21 protein-coding genes are annotated in these 21,444 nt (G+C 45.1%); 12 read left to right on the plus strand and 9 right to left on the minus strand.

Annotated elements, in window-relative coordinates; all coding sequences use genetic code 11:
- Positions 1-297 precede the first annotated feature (297 nt).
- Complete coding sequence (locus R7Q39_RS06455) at positions 298-1,080, plus strand: DUF547 domain-containing protein (RefSeq protein ID WP_005383074.1); 783 nt, start codon at positions 298-300, stop codon at positions 1,078-1,080.
- A 142-nt stretch (positions 1,081-1,222) separates the two neighbouring features.
- On the opposite strand, the gene djlA is transcribed toward R7Q39_RS06455, so the two are convergent.
- Complete coding sequence (gene djlA, locus R7Q39_RS06460; protein ID WP_005383076.1) at positions 1,223-2,077, minus strand: co-chaperone DjlA; 855 nt, start codon at positions 2,075-2,077, stop codon at positions 1,223-1,225.
- Between the two features lie 266 nt (positions 2,078-2,343).
- Here djlA and lptD point away from each other — a divergent pair, with 266 nt between their 5' ends.
- The 6 genes from lptD (at position 2,344) to apaH (ending at position 9,098) form a co-directional block, all read left to right on the plus strand.
- The gene (gene lptD, locus R7Q39_RS06465) at positions 2,344-4,689 is read left to right on the plus strand and encodes an LPS assembly protein LptD (protein WP_213904793.1); all 2,346 of its coding nucleotides are present in this window, start codon (positions 2,344-2,346) and stop codon (positions 4,687-4,689) included.
- 59 nt (positions 4,690-4,748) lie between these two features.
- The gene (surA, locus tag R7Q39_RS06470; RefSeq protein WP_005379672.1) at positions 4,749-6,032 is read left to right on the plus strand and encodes a peptidylprolyl isomerase SurA; all 1,284 of its coding nucleotides are present in this window, start codon (positions 4,749-4,751) and stop codon (positions 6,030-6,032) included.
- Positions 6,022-7,014, plus strand: coding sequence for a 4-hydroxythreonine-4-phosphate dehydrogenase PdxA (gene pdxA / locus R7Q39_RS06475; RefSeq protein ID WP_213987773.1), 993 nt, complete (start codon positions 6,022-6,024; stop codon positions 7,012-7,014). The genes surA and pdxA overlap by 11 nt, the downstream gene beginning before the upstream one ends.
- The gene (gene rsmA / locus R7Q39_RS06480) at positions 7,011-7,820 is read left to right on the plus strand and encodes a 16S rRNA (adenine(1518)-N(6)/adenine(1519)-N(6))-dimethyltransferase RsmA (protein WP_005379669.1); all 810 of its coding nucleotides are present in this window, start codon (positions 7,011-7,013) and stop codon (positions 7,818-7,820) included. Before pdxA ends, rsmA begins: the two co-directional genes overlap by 4 nt.
- 75 nt (positions 7,821-7,895) lie before the next feature.
- On the plus strand, positions 7,896-8,276 hold the full coding sequence (gene apaG / locus R7Q39_RS06485) for a Co2+/Mg2+ efflux protein ApaG (protein WP_005379668.1): 381 nt from the start codon (positions 7,896-7,898) through the stop codon (positions 8,274-8,276).
- Positions 8,277-8,291: 15 nt separating this feature from the next.
- Positions 8,292-9,098 carry a bis(5'-nucleosyl)-tetraphosphatase (symmetrical) ApaH gene (gene apaH / locus R7Q39_RS06490; RefSeq protein WP_054574252.1) on the plus strand — a complete coding sequence of 269 codons (807 nt, stop codon included), beginning with the start codon at positions 8,292-8,294 and terminating at the stop codon, positions 9,096-9,098.
- Positions 9,099-9,362: 264 nt separating this feature from the next.
- On the opposite strand, the gene folA is transcribed toward apaH, so the two are convergent.
- The 6 genes from folA to rplU form a co-directional block, all read right to left on the minus strand.
- A complete protein-coding gene (gene folA, locus R7Q39_RS06495) occupies positions 9,363-9,842 on the minus strand; it encodes a type 3 dihydrofolate reductase (protein WP_005379666.1) in 480 nt (159 codons plus the stop codon).
- A gap of 9 nt (positions 9,843-9,851) precedes the next feature.
- Positions 9,852-10,325, minus strand: coding sequence for a threonine/serine exporter family protein (locus tag R7Q39_RS06500; RefSeq protein WP_053306852.1), 474 nt, complete (start codon positions 10,323-10,325; stop codon positions 9,852-9,854).
- A complete protein-coding gene (locus R7Q39_RS06505) occupies positions 10,325-11,125 on the minus strand; it encodes a threonine/serine exporter family protein (RefSeq protein WP_005383089.1) in 801 nt (266 codons plus the stop codon). Before R7Q39_RS06505 ends, R7Q39_RS06500 begins: the two co-directional genes overlap by 1 nt.
- A gap of 195 nt (positions 11,126-11,320) precedes the next feature.
- Positions 11,321-12,496 carry an Obg family GTPase CgtA gene (gene cgtA, locus R7Q39_RS06510; protein ID WP_005383091.1) on the minus strand — a complete coding sequence of 392 codons (1,176 nt, stop codon included), beginning with the start codon at positions 12,494-12,496 and terminating at the stop codon, positions 11,321-11,323.
- 212 nt (positions 12,497-12,708) lie between these two features.
- Entirely contained in the window at positions 12,709-12,966 is a 258-nt protein-coding gene (gene rpmA, locus R7Q39_RS06515; protein WP_005383095.1) for a 50S ribosomal protein L27, read from the minus strand.
- Positions 12,967-12,986: 20 nt separating this feature from the next.
- A complete protein-coding gene (gene rplU / locus R7Q39_RS06520; RefSeq protein ID WP_005383096.1) occupies positions 12,987-13,298 on the minus strand; it encodes a 50S ribosomal protein L21 in 312 nt (103 codons plus the stop codon).
- Positions 13,299-13,554: 256 nt separating this feature from the next.
- On the opposite strand from rplU, the gene ispB reads away from it, so the two are divergent.
- The gene (ispB, locus tag R7Q39_RS06525) at positions 13,555-14,526 is read left to right on the plus strand and encodes an octaprenyl diphosphate synthase (protein ID WP_025768368.1); all 972 of its coding nucleotides are present in this window, start codon (positions 13,555-13,557) and stop codon (positions 14,524-14,526) included.
- 93 nt (positions 14,527-14,619) lie between these two features.
- Here the strand turns inward: ispB and R7Q39_RS06530 are convergent, their stop codons facing one another.
- Positions 14,620-14,811, minus strand: a complete 192-nt coding sequence (locus tag R7Q39_RS06530; RefSeq protein WP_213883837.1) for a hypothetical protein — start codon at positions 14,809-14,811, stop codon at positions 14,620-14,622.
- 113 nt (positions 14,812-14,924) lie between these two features.
- Complete coding sequence (gene mdh / locus R7Q39_RS06535) at positions 14,925-15,860, minus strand: malate dehydrogenase (protein WP_005379660.1); 936 nt, start codon at positions 15,858-15,860, stop codon at positions 14,925-14,927.
- Between the two features lie 359 nt (positions 15,861-16,219).
- Between mdh and argR the strand changes: the two genes are divergently transcribed.
- The 4 genes from argR (at position 16,220) to R7Q39_RS06555 (ending at position 21,418) form a co-directional block, all read left to right on the plus strand.
- Entirely contained in the window at positions 16,220-16,690 is a 471-nt protein-coding gene (gene argR, locus R7Q39_RS06540) for a transcriptional regulator ArgR (protein WP_005379659.1), read from the plus strand.
- Positions 16,691-17,095: 405 nt separating this feature from the next.
- On the plus strand, positions 17,096-18,064 hold the full coding sequence (locus R7Q39_RS06545; RefSeq protein WP_005379657.1) for a TAXI family TRAP transporter solute-binding subunit: 969 nt from the start codon (positions 17,096-17,098) through the stop codon (positions 18,062-18,064).
- 291 nt (positions 18,065-18,355) lie between these two features.
- On the plus strand, positions 18,356-20,935 hold the full coding sequence (locus tag R7Q39_RS06550) for a TRAP transporter permease (RefSeq protein WP_005383099.1): 2,580 nt from the start codon (positions 18,356-18,358) through the stop codon (positions 20,933-20,935).
- A 45-nt stretch (positions 20,936-20,980) separates the two neighbouring features.
- Complete coding sequence (locus R7Q39_RS06555) at positions 20,981-21,418, plus strand: universal stress protein (RefSeq protein WP_005379654.1); 438 nt, start codon at positions 20,981-20,983, stop codon at positions 21,416-21,418.
- The last annotated feature ends 26 nt before the right edge of the window (positions 21,419-21,444 follow it).

The raw sequence follows: 21,444 nt of genomic DNA on the forward strand, positions 1-21,444 counted from the left end.
GTCGGCCCTTGATTTGTTTTGGGTGACTGATCTCATATCGCTTTGCTTACAGAATACCGAACGCCTCTGTTGAAATTCGTCATCCTGAACAGCGACGAAGGAGCGTGATTCAGGATCGACTACCAGAGCGCACTGTACAGATTCATACTGTCTTTACTCAAGAGTTTGTGGGTATTAGATTCCTGATATCGCTTATGCTCCTCGGAATGACAGCGAATAAAGGCCACTGATTACTGAAAGAAAACAAGCACTAAACTGGTCTACACTATCAACAATATCTCATTCAAAGGTATCTCTATGAAGCGTCTGTTATTGCTGTTGTGTGCTCTGGTTTCTTTCTCGACATTGTCCGCGCCTAAATCCGACTTATGGCCATATTGGAAACAATCGAATCAAGCCAACCAAACCCAAATTTCTCATCAAGAATGGCAACAACTGCTCGATACTTATTTAGTTGAACAAGGCGAGAATACCTTGTTTCGTTATAGCCAAGTCTCCTCTGTCGATAAAACTAAGCTGAAACAATACATCCAGCGTTTGGCAAAACTAGACCCTCTACAATACAACCAAGCAGAGCAATATGCCTATTGGGTAAACCTTTACAACGCCATCACGGTAGATCTTATTTTGGATAACTATCCAGTCGAATCAATCACCAAGCTAGGTGGTTTATTTAGCTTTGGTCCTTGGGGAGACGATGTGGTCGTGGTCAATGGGAAGGATCTAACTTTAAACGATATTGAACATCGAATTTTGCGTCCAATTTGGAATGACCCAAGAACGCATTACGCGGTTAACTGTGCCAGCCTAGGATGCCCTAATCTGCAATCTCAAGCATTCACTGCTGACAACACGCAAGCTCTACTGGATAGTGCCGCCAAAACATTTATCAACAGCAGCAAAGGCGTATCTATCCAAGGTAACACGGCACAGCTGTCTTCTATTTATGATTGGTTTGCAACGGACTTTGGTGGAGAAAAACAAATCTTCAAACACATCGCAAAGTACGCACCGCAATACAAAAACTTCTCTGGCAAAGTGAAATACGAATACGATTGGGACTTGAATCAAGCCAACTAAACTGGGGGATGTGAGGTCAATTAGCATTAGGGACATAATAGGCCAAAAGCTAAAGACACCGGCAACTCAAAGACTAAGACATGAAAAAAAAGGGCACTGAGTGCCCTTTTTTACATCCAAATGTTTGATAGAAAACGTCCGACTACTTAAAGCCTTTAACCTTCTTAATAAGATCGTAAGCGTTTTGAATCTCTTGAGATTTCTCTTTCGCGACGTTCATCATCTCTGGTGGTAAGCCTTTAGCCATCAATTTGTCCGGGTGATGCTCGTTCATCAGTTTACGATAAGCACGCTTAACGGTTTTACTGTCTGCATCTGAAGACACATCCAGAATTTTGTACGCGTCGGCCAACTGATCCGCTTGTGAAGCTTGTTGCCAGCTACCACCTGAAGATTGGCCTTGATGCTGACCATGAAAACCGCCCTGGCTTTGGAAACGAAATGCGGCTTCTTGCATTTGCAAACGACGCTCTAATTGCTCAGAAGAGAAACCCAAACCACGTGCAATCTTGTGTAGTACATTTCGTTCACTCGGGTGGATCGAGCCATCTGCAAAGGCCGCCGAGATTTGCAGCTCTAAGAAAAATTGCAACAAGTCAAAGCGACCAGCTGTCGAAATTTTCACACGAACAAGAACATCTTCTAACGGAAAGTCGCTGTCTTTACCTTCACGAAACGCGTCTTGCGCTGCGCGACGCTGTTCGCCATGCAAATTCATGCGGTCCATCATGGCTGAAGCCAGTTGGATTTCCTCTTTGGTGACTTGGCCTTTCGCTTTTGCCACATGTCCCATTACCGCAAACGCCGCTTTAAAAAACTCTTCTTGGCGCTGAGCTTGACTTGGCCCTTTTCCAAAGCCGCCAGTAGAGAACCCGGCTTGACTCAAGCGACGTGCTTTATCGAATTGATGGCCAATAAATAAGCCAAAGAGTAAACCTAGCGGCCCGCCAAGTAACAAGCCAAAAAAGGCACCCAGAATTTTGCCAAAAATATGCATTATGTGTTCTCTATCAATGAATTTTTATCGACGACGGCGGTCTTATAGTGCCGGATGCAACGATTTCCTTTATGATAATGGAATTAGTTTTATTTCGGCTAGGCCATTTCGCCTGCTTATCTTTGCAGCTATTTTGTCGTCATTATGCCACAGTGAATCAATACGCTGGGATAAATGCGACTATAGTTGATTCATTTGGCTATTACGCTAGGGTACAACAAGCCCTATAGCCATCGAGTAGTAGTGACACAGGAAAGTTCAATTCAATGCAACATTTCTCCCGCACATTTTTAGCGGCCTCTATCAGCACCGCCTTGTTTGTACCCACCACTCAAGCTGAAGCGAATATCCATGATAGTGTGCAGGAAATGCCCGCCACAGATCAATGTTTGGTCGATACAAGTGGCGAGGAGGACGCTCTTAATACCCCAGTAGTGGTAGAAGCTGACACCCTGCAAGCCATCAATGGTGACAAAGCTCAGTACTCAGGTAATGTACAAGTCACCCAAGGCCAGAAGAAAATTACCGCAGATAGCGTAACGCTGCACCAACAAGACAACGTCGTGGTTGCCGAAGGCAACGTGACTTTCAATGACGGCCAAGTCAAAGCTCGATCTGATCGTGTTACTAACGACATTAATCAAGATACGTTTTCACTTGAGAACACCGATTATCAGTTCCTTTGCCAACAAGGCCGAGGCACTGCAGCCTATATCGCCCGCACAGGTCAGTCGGTTTATGAACTCGAAGACGGCTCTATCACATCGTGCCCTCAAGGCGATAATTCATGGCGATTGGTTGCGTCAGGCATCGATGTTGACCAAGATGAAGAGACAGCGACGCTGCACCACCCTCGATTTGAAGTGTTAGATGTGCCTGTTTTCTATGTGCCGTATCTAACCATGCCAATTGGAGATACGCGTAAAACGGGTTTCCTCTTCCCTTCTTTATCGTACGGTTCTAGTGATGGTATGGAAGTCGAGGTGCCATTCTATTGGAACATCGCGCCTCAATATGACATGACACTCACCACGCTCTATATGCAGCAACGTGGTACAAAACTCGATACTGATTTCCGCTACCTAACAGATGGTTGGGGAAGTGGAGAAATCAAAGGCGAATACCTCAATAGTGATCGCAAATATCAGGACGAGTCTCGTTGGGGCTACCAAGTTAAACACGACGGTATCATCAATAAACAGTGGATAGTCAAAGTCGATTACTCAAAAGTGAGTGATATTGATTACTTCCTCGATCTCGACTCCGACATTGGTAACCGTGAAGATGGTCAACTGGTTCAAGAAGGACAAGTACAATATCGTTCTGACTTCTGGGATGCCTCGTTAACCGTTCGTGACTTCCAAATCTTATTGAAAGAAGAGAACCGCCCTTATCGCCTGCTTCCTCAGTTAGACTTGAACTACTACACGCCGTTGTGGGGAGACTACCTTAACTTTGACGTGAAGAGCCAAGTGAGCCGCTTCGATACCAGCGATGCTGCGCGACCAAATGCGACCCGTGTTCACATTGAACCAGGGCTTACATTACCACTCTCAAACTCATGGGCAACGTGGACAACAGAAGCGCGTGTGCTCTCTACGTATTACTCTCAAGACTTAACGGGTTTGACTGATGTAAACTTGCAAAACCAGTTGGATGATGAAGTTTCTCGTGTTATTCCTGAGTTCCGTACGCATGCGCAACTTTACTTAGAGCGAGATACAAGCTGGATCAAGGGCTACACCCAAACACTGGAGCCTCAGCTGCAGTACTTGTACGTACCTGAAGAAGATCAAACCAACATCTACAACTACGATACCACCTTGCTACAAACCGACTACTACGGGCTATTCCGCAGTCGTAAGTACAGTGGCATTGATAAAATCGCCTCGGCGAACCAGTTAAGCTACGGTGCGAGTACTCGCTTCTTTGATGATGACTATAAAGAGCGTCTTAACGTTTCATTTGGTCAGATTTACTACTTCGATAAAAAGACCAAACTGAGCAACAGCCCAAATCTTCCGGATGAGACAACCAATTACTCATCATGGGCGATTGAAGCTGATTTCAACTACAACGATTACTTGTTCTATCACGGTGGAATTCAATACGATATTGATTTGAGCTCCATGCAGTTGGCAAACAGTACCTTGGAATACCAATTCAACGGCGGCTTTATTCAGGGTAACTATCGCTACGTTACGCGTGAATACATCGAAGATACGATCATTCTCGAAAACCTAGACACAATTACTCGTAAAGGTATTTCTCAAGCAGGTATTGTAGCGGCCTACGAGTTCAACCCGAACTGGTCTGCGAGTGGTCAATACTACTACGACCTCAATGAAAATGCGGACCTAGAATGGTTAGCGAGCCTACGTTACCAATCTGACTGTTGGTACATTGGCGTCACTTACTCAAACCAATTGCTTGGTTGGGAAGACCAAGCTATCGGCAGCACCGGGGCATCACCTGAATACGAAAATAACTTCAGCGTTAACTTCGGTATTCAAGGCTTTGCGACTAACCAGCGTGAAGACACTGCTGTCAAAGAACTGGATGGTTCTGACAACGCGATTAAGTACGGCCGCCCATTCTATCTGAACAATTAATCAAAATAGGCGTCTTAAATGAATAAGACGCCTATTCAAAAATACTGACGGAATTTTAAATGAAAATTTGGAAATCAATCTTATTCACGACCCTACTCTCTTGCGGAGCGGTTGCAGCACCAGTAGAGATCGATAAGGTTGCGGTCATCGTGAATGACGGTGTAGTTCTACAAAGCGACATCGAAACAGCGATGAAAACGCTGCAAGCCAACGCTCGTCAAAGTGGAAAGAGCTTACCTTCTACCAGCGTGTTAAAAGAACAAGTCGTTGAAAAACTTATCATTGATACGTTGCAAGGCCAAGAAGCAGACCGTATTGGTGTGCGTATTGACGACAACCGTTTAAACCAAGCGATTGCAGAGATCGCACGTAATAATGAGCAATCGGTAGAACAACTCGCTGCTTCTGTAGAAAGTGAAGGTTTAAGTTACCCAGAATTCCGCGAACAAATTCGTAAGGAAATCGCCGCATCAGAAGCTCGCAATGCACTGGTTCGTCGCCGTATTAATATCCTTCCAGCAGAGGTCGATAGCCTTGCTGAGCAACTATCACAAGAAACCAATGCGACTGTTCAATACAAAATTGGACACATTCAACTGCGCTTCTCTGACGATAAAGAAAAGTCAGCTGTAGAAGCAGAAGCTAAAGCGCTCGCGAAAAAGCTAAACGAAGGTGCAGACTTTACGGAGATGGCCTACACCTACTCAAAAGGTCCTAAAGCTTTACAGGGTGGTGATTGGGGATGGATGCGTAAAGAAGAGATGCCAACCATCTTTGCTGATCAGATCAAGATGCAAAACAAAGGCAGCATTATTGGTCCATTCCGTAGTGGCGTTGGTTTCCACATCCTAAAAATAGAGGATGTAAAAGGCCTAGAAACGGTTGCGGTAACGGAAGTAAATGCGCGTCATATTTTGATTAAACCAACAGTGATTCTGAGCGACGAAGGGGCGAAGAAGCAACTGAATGAATTTGTACGCCGCATCAAAGCCGGTGAAGCAACGTTCGCTCAATTGGCAACACAATACAGTCAAGATCCTGGCTCGGCAGCACAAGACGGTGAACTAGGTTATCAAACACCAGATCTTTACGTGCCAGAATTCAAGCACCAAGTAGAAACTCTGCCAGTTGGCTCAATCAGCGAACCGTTCAAAACCGTTCACGGCTGGCATATCGTTGAAGTGTTGGATCGTCGCCAAGTGGACCGTACTGACTCAGCGATGAAGAACAAAGCTTACCGTATTCTATTTAACCGTAAATTTAATGAAGAAGCGGGCGCATGGATGCAAGAGCTACGCGCAAGTGCGTTTGTTGAAATCGTGGATGACAACAATGACAACTAATACAATTCGTAGAATTGTCGTAACCGCAGGGGAACCTGCGGGTATCGGCCCAGACTTAGTGCTTGCCCTATCGAAAGAAGATTGGGCGCACCAAATTGTCGTCTGTGCCGATAAGAATATGCTGACGGAGCGAGCCAAGCAGCTTGGCATCGAAGTCCAACTGTCTGATTACAATCCAGAAGAAGCACCTAAAGCACAAAAAGCGGGCACGCTTATCGTTGACCATATCCAAATATCGGAACCTGCGGTCGCAGGCGAGCTCAATGAAGCGAATGGCCACTATGTACTAAAAACGCTAGAAAGAGCAGCTTTAGGCTGTATGAATGATGAATTTGATGCTATTGTCACCGGCCCTGTTCATAAGGGGGTGATTAATCGCGCAGGTGTTGCATTCAGTGGTCATACTGAATTTTTCGCCGAGAAGTCACAAACGCCGCTAGTCGTAATGATGCTAGCAACGGAAGGACTACGCGTGGCGCTGGTTACAACACATATTCCTTTAGCTTATGTGTCCAAAGCTGTCACCGAAGAGCGATTAGAAAAAATCATCGATATTCTTCATAAAGACCTTGTAGAAAAGTTTGCTATCGCACAACCAAACATCTACGTTTGCGGGCTTAACCCTCATGCTGGCGAAGATGGCTGCTTAGGTCGTGAAGAGATCGAGACCATCACTCCGACACTGGAAAAAATTCGACAAGAAAAAGGTATCAACCTGATCGGCCCTCTGCCGGCTGATACCATTTTCAATGAAAAATATTTAAATGATGCTGTTTTAGGCATGTACCATGATCAAGTATTGCCAGTATTAAAATACAAAGGCTTTGGTCGTTCAGTAAATATTACTCTTGGTCTACCTTTTATTAGAACATCGGTGGACCACGGTACTGCATTAGATCTGGCAGGGACAGGTCAAGCGGATACAGGGAGTTTCCGAACAGCGCTCACGCATGCGATAGATTTGGTAGAGAAGAAACAATGAGAAATGATGTCCATTTAGGGCACAAAGCGCGTAAACGTTTTGGTCAAAACTTCCTGAACGATCCATACATTATTGATGGAATCGTATCAGCGATTAACCCAAAACCAGGTCAAAACCTGGTTGAAATCGGTCCTGGTCTTGGTGCAATCACTGAGCCAGTAGGTCGTGAAGTGGATAAGTTCACAGTTATCGAATTAGACCGCGATCTGGCGGAACGCCTACGTACTCACCCTGAACTGGCAGATAAGTTGACCATCCATGAGGGTGACGCTATGCGTTTTGACTTCACTCAACTAGTGAAGCCAAACAACAAGCTGCGCATTTTTGGTAACTTACCATACAACATCTCTACACCATTGATGTTCCACCTTTTTGAGTTCCATAAAGACATTCAAGACATGCACTTTATGCTGCAAAAAGAAGTGGTAAACCGCTTAGCCGCCGGCCCTGGCAGCAAAGCTTACGGCCGTTTAACGGTAATGGCTCAGTACTACTGTAAAGTGGTACCGGTACTGGAAGTACCGCCAACGGCATTCGTTCCACCACCGAAAGTGGATTCTGCCGTTGTTCGTTTAGTGCCTTACGAAGAGCTGCCATGCCCGGCGAAAGATCTGCGTTTGCTCGATCGCGTTTGTCGTGAAGGCTTTAACCAACGTCGTAAAACAGTTCGTAACTGCTACAAATCGTTGTTAAGCACAGAAGTACTAGAAGAGCTAGGTGTTAATCCAAGCATGCGTCCAGAGAACCTGACGCTAGAACAATTCGTCGCAATGGCGAACTGGCTTGCGGATAACCCGCAGCACTAAGAACTCAAACAATAAGCCAAACCCTTGTAGGTTTGGCTTATTATTATTGGGATATTACGTTTCTGAGGAGTGCACATGGACGTCATTCAACCTTGCATCAAAATTCAAGTTCACACCAAATACATCGAAGAACAGTCCAACCCAGAGCTACAACGCTACGTTTTCGCTTATATCATCACCATCAAAAACCTTAGCCAACAAACCGTACAGTTAGTGAGCCGCCGCTGGCTAATCACAGACTCGAACGGCAAGCAAATGACGGTTGAAGGTGACGGAGTGGTAGGCCAGCAGCCCTTTATTCCAAGCAATGATGAATACACGTACAGTAGCGGAACCGCGTTAGAAACCCCTGTCGGCGTTATGCAAGGACACTACAAAATGCTGGATGAGAAAGGGCAAGAGTTCATCACCGAAATCGAACCATTTCGCTTGGCTGTTCCAAATGTTTTAAATTAGTAAATTGGAGATTCAGTGGCTACCTATATTGTTGGTGACATCCAAGGCTGTTTTGATGAATTGCAGCGACTACTAGAAAAAGTATCTTTCTCTGCGAAAAAAGACCAACTTTGGCTTGCTGGTGATTTGGTCGCCAGAGGGCCTAAATCACTAGAAGCGTTACGCTTTGTGAAGTCACTTGGCGCAAGCGCAATCGTCGTGCTTGGTAATCACGACCTTCACCTTCTTGCAGTGGCTCACGGGATAAAAAAGGTCAAAGACAAAGATAGAACCGCACCTATTTTCACGGCCCCTGACAAAGAGGAACTACTGACATGGCTAGCTCAGCAACCTCTAATGGCCGAGCATGACGAGTTCGTGATGTGTCACGCTGGCATATCACCGCAGTGGAATCTAAAAACAGCGAGAAAGTGTGCCCGTGAAGTTGAGCGCATCATCCAAAGTGAAGAGCTGCCTTGGCTATTAAAAAACATGTACAGCAATCAACCTGATTCCTGGGATGACTCTCTACAGGGTTTGGACCGATACCGTTATATTATCAATGCTTTTACGCGGATGCGCTTTTGTTTCCCTGATGGTCGTTTGGATATGGATTGTAAATTGCCACCGCAACAAGTTTCCGGTAACGAACTTATTCCATGGTTTGATGTGCCTAAACGTATCCACTTAAACAAAGCGGTGCTCTTTGGGCACTGGGCTGCACTACAAGGCTATATGAACAACGAAGTCATCGGGCTAGATACTGGCTGCGTTTGGGGCGGAAGACTGACCATGATCCGTTGGGAAGATAAGAAAATTTTTACTCAGGATGCGTTAAGTTAAACACTGAATAACAGTCGATAATCCATAGTAGGAGGAATACCTGTCACTTAACACCTCCTGTAGGGTCAACGAGCCTTAACGAGACTAGGAATCTAATATCCTCGCGCTGCGAATAGATAGAAATACCTTTGACAACAAAGTACTCGTATAGAGGCTCCTGAATCTCGCTCTTTCGTCGCTTTTCAGGATGACGGTAGGTTGGGATGGCCGCTCGCTGTTATACGAACGGCATTACCGTATTAACTACGCGGTGTTAATCTCGAATTACTTTTCTAACACAGTAAAGCGCATGTTGTAGGCGTTCTTCTCATCGGCTTGATACATTTCTGAGTAAGTTTCCTTAAACTCGTCTCCCCAATCTGGGAACTGAGTATCACCATCAATGGCCGCTTCAATGTGTGTTACATACAGTTTATTGGCCATAGGCAGACAAGTGGTGTAAATCGCACCACCACCAATGATCATCACTTCTTCCACATCACCTGCGACTTCCAGAGCCTGCTCAATCGATGTTACGGTAGTGACGCCTTCGATCTTTAGTGTCTCATCACGGCTAATAACAATATTCAAGCGACCTGGTAAAGGGCGACCAATAGACTCATAGGTTTTGCGTCCCATCACAACCGGTTTTCCCATGGTACAACGCTTAAACCAAGCGAAATCGGCGGGAAGATGCCAAGGCATTTGATTGTCTTTGCCAATGATGCGATTGTCGGCCATAGCGGCAATCATACTAATGATCATGTTAGGTCCTTATACAATTGGTCTGCGGCGATAGAATAACAGCCCTGGAACCGCAAGACCAACAGCTAAACCTGCAATAATAAACATGGCCTTAAGAAAGTTTTCCATACAGGTTGCGACAAGCTCGGGTGAGTAGCCAACATGATTGATTTCTACCATAGCGATCATTGCTTTGTACGCAAACACACCCGGCACCATCGGGATCAAAGCAGCCACAGTAAACACTTTTGGATGCGCGAGAAAACGGTGAGACCAGTACACACCAATCATCCCAACTAACGTCGCAGCAAAAAAGGTTGCCCACTCAATAGGAATGCCAAACTGCATCATCAAGTAGCGGCTACCATGACCAATCGCGCCACCAACAGCGCAATACACTAAAGCTCTTTGTGGTACGTTAAAAACCAATGCAAATCCTACAGCGGGAATCGCCGCAAAAAACATGTCATTCAAAAGGCCAAACATCAATTCAAATAAACTCATTAGATTGCCCACCCCCAAATTCCAGTTACACTCATCGCAGCAACGATCCCCAAACATGTCGCCAACGTTAGTAAACTAGCCATCACAAATCGAGCAATCCCCATATTAATGTGGCCTTTCAACATATCTGCGACAGAGTTAATGAGTGGGAAACCAGGTACAAGCATTAATACTGACGATGCCATTGCTACGGTAGGTAGATTACCGATTTGGTAAATTTCCGCCTGTGCTGAAATTAAGGTGGTCACAAAAGCGGTCGCAGCAAAGTTCAATAGAGGGTTGAAATGACGATGACCAATTTCTTGGCGAACGATCATGCCACCAGCTGAAGCTAAAAAGGTCATAATGAATACTCCCCAATCACCACCAGCTAGATGACTGAATGCCGCACAAGACAAGCCAATCATAAACACCACCAACCAGCGGTTATAACGCTCTGGACTGATAGCGTTCAGCTTTTTCTGCGCCATGGTTGCATCGAGCAAACCACGCTCCATCATGATACAGATTCGTTGAATTTGCGTAATAACGCGCATATTGATGCCACGATCAGCGCAGCTTCGGGTGGTGGTGATGCAATGCCCATCCATTACCGTCGTCACAACCAATGCATTAGCTGATAGTGCTACCGCAACTTCATTCACCCCACAAGCTAGGCCAATACGACGCATAATATCGCTCACAAGAGTACTTTCAGCACCATGAGCAAGTAGCATTTGTCCGGCTTGGGCGACAAGACGAGAAATCGATCGTTGAGTAGATACCGCCAACTCTCTAGGCGGTATGGTTTCTAGAGTCATAAATAAGTCTAATTCCTTTTAGGGTGTTACTCATTCATACGCGCGAGGGCCAAACTAACCCTCAAAAAACACGACGTATCGGTTATTGTGCCGTAAATCACATCACCTAAATATGATTTAGATACAAAAAAAGCCGCAATAAATAATTGCGGCTTAATGAATTATAGGCAAACAGGCATTGTTTGACCGTTCTGATTAGTCACGAACGTAGACAACGTGACCGTCATCTTCTTCATCGTCCCAGTCATCCCAATCGTCGTCGTCATCTTCAGTGATAACGTCTTTACCCGCCATCGCATCTTTATGGTAATCATCCCACATGAAGTTAACTTTATCTTCTTCAGCCACTTCTTCCTCTTCGCGAGGTAGGTTATCCATAAAGTCAGCCAGTTTGTAACAAAGCTCTTTAGTACCGTTACGATTGATCGCCGAGATCTTAAAGTACTCGTCTTCCCAACCTAGTGCGTCTAAGATTTCTTGGATCTTCTCATTCGCTTCTTCTTCAGGCATTAGATCAACTTTGTTGAACACTAACCAGCGCGGCTTACTTGCCAGTTTTTCGCTGTATTGTTCTAGTTCATCAATGATCGTCAATGCATTTTGCACCGGATCGGACTGATCAATTGGCATAATATCGATCATGTGCAGCAACACTCGACAACGCTCTAAGTGCTTCAAGAATCGAATACCAAGGCCAGCGCCATCTGCTGCACCCTCGATCAAACCAGGGATGTCTGCAACAACAAAACTTTTCTCTGGTACGACACTTACGACACCCAAGCTTGGGATCAAAGTCGTGAATGGGTAATCAGCGACTTTCGGTTTTGCTGCTGATACTGCGCGGATAAAGGTTGATTTACCAGCATTAGGTAGACCAAGCATACCCACATCAGCAAGAAGCAATAGCTCAAGGCGAATTTCGCGTACTTCACCTTTTGTACCCAATGTTCTCTGACGAGGCGCGCGGTTTACTGAAGATTTGAAACGCGTGTTACCTAGACCGTGCCAACCGCCTTTTGCGATCATCACTTTCTTACCGTGTTCAGCAACTTCCGCCACGATTTCATTTGTGTGGATATCCACAGCGCGCGTACCCACAGGTACACGAAGAACGATGTCTTTACCACGCTTACCTGTACAGTTACCACCGCGACCGTTTTCACCACGCTCAGCTTCGTAGAAGCGCTGGAAACGGTAATCAATCAGGGTATTTAGGTTTTCATCAGCTTGGATATAAACATCACCACCGTCACCGCCATCACCGCCATCAGGGCCACCTTTAGTGATGAATTTTTCACGCCAGAAACTGACAACGCCACTACCGCCATCACCAGCCTGAACTTTTACTACCGCTTCATCTACGAACTTCATCTTTTACTCCGACTACTTCGTGCGTGGATTAAATCTTACTATGTCATCCGACAATTTTAGCAGATGACAGATCTAAGCTCCCAGATTCAAATCGCTTAGGATCTTAGCGAGAAACTTCGATATGTCGACTACCACAAATAAAAAACCCCGCCGATTCGGCAGGGCTTTTGAATTCAGCTTAAAGCTATTAAGTAATTTGGTTAAAAACCTAATTACTCAGCTTCGATGCTTACAAACTTACGGTTCTTAGGACCTTTCACTTCGAACTTCACTTTACCTTCAGTAAGAGCGAATAGAGTGTGGTCTTTACCGATACCTACGTTGTTACCAGCGTGGAACTTAGTACCACGTTGACGAACGATGATGTTACCTGCAAGTACAGATTCACCACCGAAACGCTTAACACCTAGACGTTTGCTTTCTGAATCGCGGCCGTTACGAGTAGAACCACCAGCTTTTTTGTGTGCCATTGTTAAACTCTCCTAATAGATTAAGCGTTGATACCAGTGATCTTCACTTCAGTGAACCACTGACGGTGACCCTGTTGCTTACGAGAGTGCTTACGACGACGGAACTTAACGATTTTAACTTTATCGCCACGACCGTGTTGTACAACTTCAGCAACAATTTTGCCGCCCTCTACAAGAGGAGCACCAACTTTGATGTCTTCGCCGTTAGCAACAAGAAGAACTTTATCAAATTCTACAGTTGCACCAGTTTCAACGTCTAATTTCTCTAAACGAAGAGTTTGACCTTCGCTTACACGGTGTTGTTTACCACCAGATTGGAAAACAGCGTACATATTTTACTCCGCTTTTTCCGCACAGCCTTTCTTGAGGGTGTGCGCTAAACTAATCATCAATAGGGCGCAGATTCTACAGAATAGATGCTCCTATGACAAGCCATATTTTGAAAAAATTGGCGAAAAGCTAATCGCCAAAGAAAAGTGCGGCAATCATGCCCTTTAGTAATGTATTAATCAACGTTTTTTAGTGTATTATTCGACAATTATATAAATCGAATAAGCCTTGCAGGGTCTAACTTCAGCCGGATATACGATGGATTTTAAAACTATCCAAGCGCTTACTGCCGATGACATGGCAAAAGTGAATGAAACAATTCAAGCCCAACTTAATTCTGATGTCTCTTTAATCAACCAGCTCGGTTTTTATATCGTGAGTGGTGGAGGCAAACGTCTAAGACCGCTTTTAGCGATACTGTCAGCCCGTGCACTTGGTTACCAAGGCAATGGTCATACAATGGCAGCTGCGTTTATTGAGTTTATCCATACAGCGACTTTGCTGCATGATGACGTGGTAGATGAATCAGACATGCGCCGTGGTAAAGCCACTGCGAATGCAGCATTTGGCAATGCGGCTAGCGTATTAGTTGGGGACTTTATCTATACACGCTCATTTCAGATGATGACAGAACTAGGATCCATGAAGATCCTTAAACTAATGAGCAATGCCGTAAACGTGATCGCCGAAGGTGAAGTACAGCAGTTGATGAACTGTAACGACCCTGACACGACAGAAGAAAGCTACATGCAAGTCATCTACTCTAAGACTGCGCGCTTATTTGAATCCGCAACTCAAATCGGTGCAATCTTAAATGATGCTCCTGAGCATGTTGAAATCGCAATGCAAAATTACGGTAAGTATCTAGGCACTGCGTTTCAGCTCATTGATGACGTCATGGATTACACTTCTGATGGCGAAGACATGGGTAAAAATGTGGGTGATGACTTGGCCGAAGGCAAGCCAACTTTACCTCTACTCCATGCTATGCGTAATACCACACCAGAAAACTCAATCATGATTCGTGAAGCGATTGAGAAAGCGAATGGCATGGATCGCTTAGAAGAAATTCTTGCGGTCATGAAAGAAGCAGGCTCTCTGGAATACACAACGCAAAAAGCTCTAGAAGAAGCAGACAAAGCAATCGCAGAACTATCAGTGTTGCCAGAGTCTGAATACAAACAAGCGCTTGTTACTCTGGCTCATGTCGCTGTACAACGCACGAAGTAATCAATAGCTACCCATAACGCAAGGCTTATAGCTAAAAGGAAGAGCATGCTCTTCCTTTTTTACGTTTGATACCTAATGACGACGCCCGAGGCGCTAGTAATATCTGTCACTACCGCCATGCAGTTGTGGATCATCTTCTATTTCATCAAAGCTAACGGCGAGCTGCTGTTCAGTCCCTTGTTTGGACAACAATACCGTCTCTGCTTCATGGTCGACCACTAATATCGTACCGACGCCTTGTTGGCACTCAACAACCATGCCTTTACGGATTCGCCTCGCTTCCATCATCTTCTCCTTCACTACGTGGTTTTATTCGACCATTTTTACGAAGTTGAGAAATCAAGGATCAAAAAAGCCGATCAAAATGATCGGCTTTCTTCTTATATAGGCTTTCTAGATTACTTTGCGAATTCAACACCAATGTTGATGTCGCCATTTAGTGTTTCTAGCATACCGTCTAATGCAGACTTTTCGTAATCGCTGAGTTTGCCGTAGCTTAGTACTTCTTCAACGCCTTCTTTACCCAGTTTCACAGGTTGCGCGAAGTACGTCGCGTGTTCGCCGTCGCCTTCAACGTAAGCGCACTCAACTACGCCTTCTTCACCTTGAAGAGCACGAACCAGAGACAGACCAAAGCGACATGCAGCTTGGCCCATTGATAGTGTTGCACTACCACCACCCGCTTTCGCTTCTACAACTTCAGTACCTGCATTTTGAATACGTTTCGTTAATGCTTCTACTTCTTCAGCTGTAAACTCAACACCTTCTACTTGAGACAGTAGAGGTAAGATCGTTACGCCAGAGTGACCACCAATAACTGGCACGCGAACGTCACCTGGATCTTTGTCTTTTAGCTCAGCAACAAACGTTTCTGAACGGATAACATCCAACGTTGTTACACCAAATAGACGACGCTTATCATAAACACCCGCTTTTTTAAGAACTTCAGCAGCAATTGGCACTGTTGTATTTACAGGGTTTGTGATGATACCAACACAAGCTTTCGGACAAACAACCGCAATCTTCTCCGCTAGCGATTTAACGATACCAGCGTTTACATTAAATAGATCCGCACGATCCATACCTGGCTTACGCGCAACACCAGCAGAAATTAGCACAACATCCGCGCCTTCTAGTGCTGGAGTAGGATCTTCACCAGCGTAACCTTTGATAGAAACTGGCGTAGGGATGTGGCTAAGATCAGCGGCCACACCAGGAGTTACTGGAGCAATATCATATAGGGCTAGATCAGAACCAGCAGGAAGACGGTTCTTAAGTAGAAGGGCCAGGGCTTGACCGATGCCACCAGCGGCACCAATAACGGCTACTTTCATGTAGTTCTCCTTGAGAGTATTTCTCTTATAAACGTATTCGTAGGGTAGTTTGTAACCAACTTAAATAAAGCTATCGGAATCACAACTTGATTACAATCAATTAACGCTAGCTTTGCGACCTCGCGCAACTCGCTGTTACCGTGCTACAAATGGGGCTTGGATTATTCTTTTATTCTGTTGAAATGACAAGGAATTCAAGAAAACAGATACAGCCCTACTTCAGCGCGCTAAAGAATTCTATGTGGTATATAGTTTACAGTGACGCATCTAACATAATCCTGGGACTCTTTGGCACCGCCTGAATATATATGCGAGAATATGCAAAATTGCTGACCCGTAATAAGAGATTTGTAATGACTATGCGCAATTCAGAAAAACAAGACAACTTAGTTCGCGCCTTTAAAGCCCTGTTAAAAGAAGAAAGCTTTGGCTCACAGGGCGAGATTGTTGACGCACTCAAACAGCAAGGGTTTGAGAGTATCAACCAATCTAAAGTCTCACGTATGCTGACTAAATTTGGCGCCGTCCGTACGCGCAATGCAAAAATGGAAATGGTTTACTGTCTTCCTGCTGAGCTAGGTGTCCCAACAGTCAGCAGCTCTCTGCGTGAACTGGTACTAGACATCGATCGTAATGCAGCGTTAGTGGTAATTCACACCGGCCCAGGTGCAGCACAGTTGATTGCTCGCTTGCTTGATTCACTCGGTAAATCCGAAGGTATTCTTGGCGTTGTCGCAGGTGACGATACCATTTTCATTACGCCAACCATGGCAATTACGACTGAGCAACTCTTCAAATCAGTGTGCGAGCTGTTCGAATATACTGGTTAAGTTCTATAAAGCTTCAATCAGCTAACTCATTGTGGGTTATAAAAGAAGTCTCATTTTGTAGCCCATAATTTATGTAAATTTTTTGCTTGCTCCGCTCATTATTTAACCGCCCATTTTGTGATTAACATCACGCAATTGATCTTTTTCATTTCAATCACTAAACGTCAATTAAGTAATTGTTATAAAAAGAATTAAATCACAAATTGAATCCTATCCCCTGATACAAAATTCAGACTTATCAACTATAACATTTAACAATTGGATAATTTTCTGCCAAATTTTTGTTATGATTCGCTCGCTTTTTCAAACGATTGGATTGAAAAAGGTGCCGTTTCCAAATAGGAAACTCCAGAAGTGATTTATGGTTATTTCCGGGTAAATAATGAATATAAGGAAGGGAAATTCATGGCATTTAACAAACTTCTCAAAGTAGGCGCTATCGCTGCAGCCGTAATGGGCGCAGGCGCAGTTAACGCTCAAGAGTTTATTACCATCGGTACTGGCTCTGTGACTGGTGTTTACTACCCAACTGGTGGTGCTATCTGTAAGTTGGTAAATAAAGGTCGTAAAGACCACAACATCCGTTGTTCAGTAGAATCAACTGGTGGCTCAATTTACAACGTTAACACTATCCGTGCAGGCGAATTAGATTTTGGTATCGTGCAATCGGATTGGCAGTACCACGGCTACAACGGTACGAGCAAGTTTGAAGAACAAGGCCCGTACAAGAAGCTACGCGCAATGTTCTCTCTTCATACAGAACCTTTCAACATCATTGCGCGTGCAGATTCAGGTATTGAAAATGTTGAAGACCTGAAAGGTAAGCGAGTAAACATCGGTAACCCAGGCTCTGGTGACCGTGCAACGATGGGCGTTGTCATGGAAGCGATGGGTTGGACAAACGACAGCTTCAAATTGGCGTCTGAGCTAAAAGGCTCTGAACGCTCTCAGGCACTTTGTGATAACAAAATTGACGCCTTCATTTACATGGTCGGCCACCCGAACGGTTCAATCAAAGAAGCAACCACATCATGTGATGCGAAGCTAGTTTCAGCAACAGGCCCTAAAATCGATAAAATTGTTGCCGACAACCCATACTACGCCTTTAGCTCAGTACCGGCTGGTATGTACCGCGGTACAGACAAAGACGTAAACAGCTTTGGTGTTGCAGCAACAATGGTAACGACCTCTGATGTTTCAGACGATGTCGCTTACAACGTGGCAAAAGCTGTGTTTGAAAACTTTGATACCTTCAAACGTCTACACCCTGCATTCGCAAACTTGAAGAAAGAAGACATGGTGAAAGCTGGTCTTTCTATTCCTCTTCACCCAGGTGCAGAAAAATACTACAAAGAAATGGGTCTAATTAAGTAATTTCCTCAGACTCTACATACAGGCAGGAAAGAATATTTTCTGCCTGTTTGAGCATACAGGTTGTAGCACGTTCTAACTGTATGCTTCATTCGCCAGTTTTCTTCTGAAAACTGCGAGCTCATACCCAAGAAAACTTAAACGCCGCCTAACAGAGTATCCAACAATCAACACTTTGAGTTCAGGCAGCAAAATACTCGAAAGCAAACTTCGCTCCATTCACTACACTGATAGAGGCGAAGTGCGGTTCTCGATAAAAATCAGACAGGACCATCAATAATAAGGAAAAAGTACATGGCGACGAATCAAGCTCCGTCACAAGATGTGCAAGAAATGGTGGCTCAGGCAGACACAGGTGCACGTAGCCCTTCGGGAATGCAAGGACGAATCCTTTGGTTTGTTCCTCTGTGTTGGTCACTATTTCAATTATGGTACGCATCCCCGTTACCATTTATTTTCAATTTTGGCGTACTGAACGACACGGAAGCGCGATCTATCCACCTTACTTTCGCGATCTTTTTGGCTTTCACTGCTTATCCAGCGATGAAGAATTCTCCTCGCGATCATATCCCTCTTGTTGATTGGATACTCGCGTTGGCTGGCAGCTTTTCAGCAGCCTATATATACCTTTTTTATACCGAGCTAGCAGGACGCTCAGGCGCACCGACAACGGTTGATATCGTTGTTGCTGTTATCGGTATGATCCTCCTTTTAGAAGCAACACGCCGAGCTCTTGGTCCACCATTAATGGTCGTGGCTGCTGTTTTCCTTACTTACACCTTTGCAGGCCCTTACATGCCTGACGTTATCGCGCACAAAGGGGCAAGCTTGAACAAGGCCATGTCTCACTTGTGGCTAACAACAGAAGGCGTATTTGGGGTTGCGCTAGGTGTTTCTACCTCTTTTGTCTTCTTGTTTGTATTGTTTGGAGCAATGCTGGAACGCGCTGGTGCTGGTGCTTACTTCATTAAAGTTGCCTTCTCGTTACTTGGCCATATGAAAGGTGGTCCAGCTAAAGCGGCCGTTGTTGCATCAGGTTTATCTGGTCTGGTTTCTGGTTCTTCAATCGCAAACGTAGTAACAACTGGCACCTTTACGATTCCACTGATGAAGCGTGTTGGCTTTCCCGGCACAAAAGCGGGTGCGGTAGAGGTAGCGGCTTCAACCAATGGTCAGTTAACACCGCCAATCATGGGTGCAGCAGCATTTTTGATGGTGGAATACGTCGGTATCTCCTACGTTGAGGTGATTAAAGCCGCCCTACTTCCAGCGCTAATCTCTTATATTGCTTTAATTTACATTGTTCACCTTGAAGCGTGTAAAGCAGGCATGACAGGGCTTCCTCGTCGCCACAACCCAACACTAGTACAAAGTCTGCTGTCCTTTACTGGCACAATCTTAGGATTGTGTGTGATCAGCGCATTGGTTTACTACGGAGTGGGCTGGACAAAGGACGTCTTTGGTGATGCCGCGACACCAATTGTTACCGTCGCACTATTAATCGCGTACGTTGGGTTGGTGAAAGTCTCAGCAAATCACGTGCAAGATGGCGCAATTGAGATTGATGCAGAATTAACAGAAGTACCTGATCCTGGCCCAACCGTTAAGTCAGGCTTGCACTACCTACTCCCTATCGTCGTATTGGTTTGGTGTTTGACTGTCGAACGTTTCTCACCTGGCCTTTCGGCATTCTGGGCAACGGTGTTCATGATTTTCATTTTGCTTACTCAACGTCCGTTGATTGCACTGCTGTCAAAGCAAGGTGACATGCTTCAGCAAACCAAAGATGGCTTTGTCGATCTTGCCGAGAGCTTAGTTTCTGGTGCGCGTAATATGATTGGTATCGGCGTTGCAACCGCGGCAGCGGGCACCGTTGTTGGTGTTGTTACACTAACGGGTATCGGCCTAGTGATGACCGACTTCGTCGAGTTTATCTCTGGTGGCAGTATCATTCTTATGCTGCTGTTTACCGCCATCATTAGCTTGGTTCTGGGGATGGGTCTGCCAACAACGGCGAACTACATCGTGGTCTCTACGCTAATGGCGCCGGTTATTGTTACGCTCGGCGCAGCGCATGGCTTGATTATTCCGTTGATAGCGGTGCACTTGTTCGTTTTCTACTTTGGTATTTTGGCCGACGATACCCCACCTGTAGGTCTTGCAGCTTTTGCAGCAGCCGCAATTGCGAAATCAGATCCAATTCGTACCGGTATCCAAGGCTTTACTTACGATATTCGAACCGCTATTTTGCCGTTCATGTTTGTGTTCAATACCCAGCTATTGTTAATGGGGATCGACTCTTGGTGGCATTTGGCACTCACGGTCATCTCATCGATCATTGCAATGCTGATATTCTCTGCGGCAACTCAAGGATGGTGGTTCACGCGTAACAAGTGGTGGGAAACAGTCCTATTATTAGTACTGACATTTTCGTTTTTCCGTCCAGGTTTTTGGTGGGACATGCTGTACCCAGCGAAAGTTCTTTCTCCTGGCGTTGAGGTAGCTCAAATCACGGAAACACTAAATGTAGGAGAATCATTGGAGTTACGTGTTGCCGGTGAAAACCTTGAGGGCGACTACATTGAGAAAACGGTTCGTCTTCCATTCGAAGACAGTGCGACAACAGCAGACGCACGTATTTCATCTATGGGTCTGATGCTGACCGAAAGTGACAACAAAATGATTGTCGATATGGTTGAATTTGGTAGTCCAGCAGAATCTGCAGGTATCGACTTTGATTGGGAAATCAAGTGGGTTATCCAGGATGCAGACCGTCCGATGAAAGAGTGGGTGTTTGTACCATGCTTAATGATTTTGCTGGTGCTTGCCATGAACCAAAAACGTCGTGCTCGTAAGGAACAATTGAGCGCATAACCGATTTGGCCCCGAGGATAAAGGGGCCTTAATGAGAGACATTGAATGTACAAACAAATTCTTGTTCCGGTTGATCTAAATGACCAAGGCTTTTCAGACCGAGCAGTTGAACTAGCGGTTTGGCAGGCAAAGCAAGCAAATGCTCAAATCCATCTTCTGACGGTACTACCTGGTATTCACATGTCGATGGTTGCCACATACTTTCCGAAAGATGCTGCAGCCAAAATGAAGCAAGACGTGAAGCAGCAACTAAAAACTTTCGCTAATGAGCATATTGCTGAAGATGTGGTTTACCAAGTGCATGTTGCTGAAGGCAAGGCCTACGCGACCATTCTTGATTATGCAGAACGTTTAGGCGCTGATCTCATCATTATGCCAAGTCACAAGCGCTCTAAAATCAATAAAGTAATGCTTGGCTCCGTCGCGAGTAAGGTTGTGGAATATTCTCCAATCAATGTGATGGTCGTAAAACCGCAAGGCTAAGTAAATACAGAAACGAAAAAGGACGC

This window comes from Vibrio sp. 947, from assembly GCF_033339115.1.
Classification (GTDB): domain Bacteria; phylum Pseudomonadota; class Gammaproteobacteria; order Enterobacterales; family Vibrionaceae; genus Vibrio; species Vibrio alginolyticus.

Bases quoted from the DNA above. Each gene is read 5' to 3' on its own strand.
- R7Q39_RS06455 (WP_005383074.1), top strand. From the start codon at position 298: ATGAAGCGTCTGTTATTGCTGTTGTGTGCTCTGGTTTCTTTCTCGACA.
- djlA (WP_005383076.1), bottom strand. From the start codon at position 2,077: ATGCATATTTTTGGCAAAATTCTGGGTGCCTTTTTTGGCTTGTTACTT.
- lptD (WP_213904793.1), top strand. From the start codon at position 2,344: ATGCAACATTTCTCCCGCACATTTTTAGCGGCCTCTATCAGCACCGCC.
- surA (WP_005379672.1), top strand. From the start codon at position 4,749: ATGAAAATTTGGAAATCAATCTTATTCACGACCCTACTCTCTTGCGGA.
- pdxA (WP_213987773.1), top strand. From the start codon at position 6,022: ATGACAACTAATACAATTCGTAGAATTGTCGTAACCGCAGGGGAACCT.
- rsmA (WP_005379669.1), top strand. From the start codon at position 7,011: ATGAGAAATGATGTCCATTTAGGGCACAAAGCGCGTAAACGTTTTGGT.
- apaG (WP_005379668.1), top strand. From the start codon at position 7,896: ATGGACGTCATTCAACCTTGCATCAAAATTCAAGTTCACACCAAATAC.
- folA (WP_005379666.1), bottom strand. From the start codon at position 9,842: ATGATCATTAGTATGATTGCCGCTATGGCCGACAATCGCATCATTGGC.
- R7Q39_RS06500 (WP_053306852.1), bottom strand. From the start codon at position 10,325: ATGAGTTTATTTGAATTGATGTTTGGCCTTTTGAATGACATGTTTTTT.
- R7Q39_RS06505 (WP_005383089.1), bottom strand. From the start codon at position 11,125: ATGACTCTAGAAACCATACCGCCTAGAGAGTTGGCGGTATCTACTCAA.
- cgtA (WP_005383091.1), bottom strand. From the start codon at position 12,496: ATGAAGTTCGTAGATGAAGCGGTAGTAAAAGTTCAGGCTGGTGATGGC.
- rpmA (WP_005383095.1), bottom strand. From the start codon at position 12,966: ATGGCACACAAAAAAGCTGGTGGTTCTACTCGTAACGGCCGCGATTCA.
- rplU (WP_005383096.1), bottom strand. From the start codon at position 13,298: ATGTACGCTGTTTTCCAATCTGGTGGTAAACAACACCGTGTAAGCGAA.
- ispB (WP_025768368.1), top strand. From the start codon at position 13,555: ATGGATTTTAAAACTATCCAAGCGCTTACTGCCGATGACATGGCAAAA.
- R7Q39_RS06530 (WP_213883837.1), bottom strand. From the start codon at position 14,811: ATGGAAGCGAGGCGAATCCGTAAAGGCATGGTTGTTGAGTGCCAACAA.
- mdh (WP_005379660.1), bottom strand. From the start codon at position 15,860: ATGAAAGTAGCCGTTATTGGTGCCGCTGGTGGCATCGGTCAAGCCCTG.
- argR (WP_005379659.1), top strand. From the start codon at position 16,220: ATGCGCAATTCAGAAAAACAAGACAACTTAGTTCGCGCCTTTAAAGCC.
- R7Q39_RS06545 (WP_005379657.1), top strand. From the start codon at position 17,096: ATGGCATTTAACAAACTTCTCAAAGTAGGCGCTATCGCTGCAGCCGTA.
- R7Q39_RS06550 (WP_005383099.1), top strand. From the start codon at position 18,356: ATGGCGACGAATCAAGCTCCGTCACAAGATGTGCAAGAAATGGTGGCT.
- R7Q39_RS06555 (WP_005379654.1), top strand. From the start codon at position 20,981: ATGTACAAACAAATTCTTGTTCCGGTTGATCTAAATGACCAAGGCTTT.